Here is a 696-nt window from a genome sequence, read left to right as displayed (position 1 = left end):
CAGCTCCCGCAACCAATTCTTTTATAGCAGAATTAAAACAGTTATTAGCGTTTATTACGGACGCGGGATGGAGCAGTTTGGTAGCTCGTCGGGCTCATAACCCGAAGGTCGTTGGTTCAAATCCAGCTCCCGCAACCAATTCTTTTATAGCAGAATCAAAACAGTTATTAGCGTCAACACGGACGCGGGATGGAGCAGTATAAAAGCTACTCGGACTCAACTCTTTATAAAAGATAGGGCGAAGGTCGTTGCTAAGCTTTTGTAAAAAGTAATTCAGCTCCCGCAACCAATTCTTTTATAGCAGAATTAAAACAGTTATTAGCGTTTATTACGGACGCGGGATGGAGCAGTTTGGTAGCTCGTCGGGCTCATAACCCGAAGGTCGTTGGTTCAAATCCAGCTCCCGCAACCAATTCTTTTATAGCAGAATCAAAACAGTTATTAGCGTCAACACGGACGCGGGATGGAGCAGTATAAAAGCTACTCGGACTCAACTCTTTATAAAAGATAGGGCGAAGGTCGTTGCTAAGCTTTTGTAAAAAGTAATTCAGCTCCCGCAACCAATTCTTTTATAGCAGAATTAAAACAGTTATTAGCGTTTATTACGGACGCGGGATGGAGCAGTTTGGTAGCTCGTCGGGCTCATAACCCGAAGGTCGTTGGTTCAAATCCAGCTCCCGCAACCAATTCTTTTAT

At 44.0% G+C, this 696-nt stretch carries 3 tRNA genes; all 3 read left to right on the top strand.

The annotated features are described in order from the left end of the window. The first annotated feature begins 61 nt into the window (after positions 1–61). Positions 62–138: transfer RNA gene (locus tag MSG37_RS21240), tRNA-Met, on the top strand. 197 nt (positions 139–335) lie between these two features. Then, positions 336–412 (top strand) — tRNA-Met (locus MSG37_RS21235). 197 nt (positions 413–609) lie between these two features. Then, positions 610–686, top strand: a tRNA-Met gene (locus tag MSG37_RS21230). Positions 687–696: the final 10 nt, after the last annotated feature.

Origin of the sequence: Shewanella sp. 1CM18E, assembly GCF_023161665.1 — a bacterium.
GTDB lineage: Bacteria > Pseudomonadota > Gammaproteobacteria > Enterobacterales > Shewanellaceae > Shewanella.
This window is presented reverse-complemented; position numbering and strand designations above follow the sequence as displayed.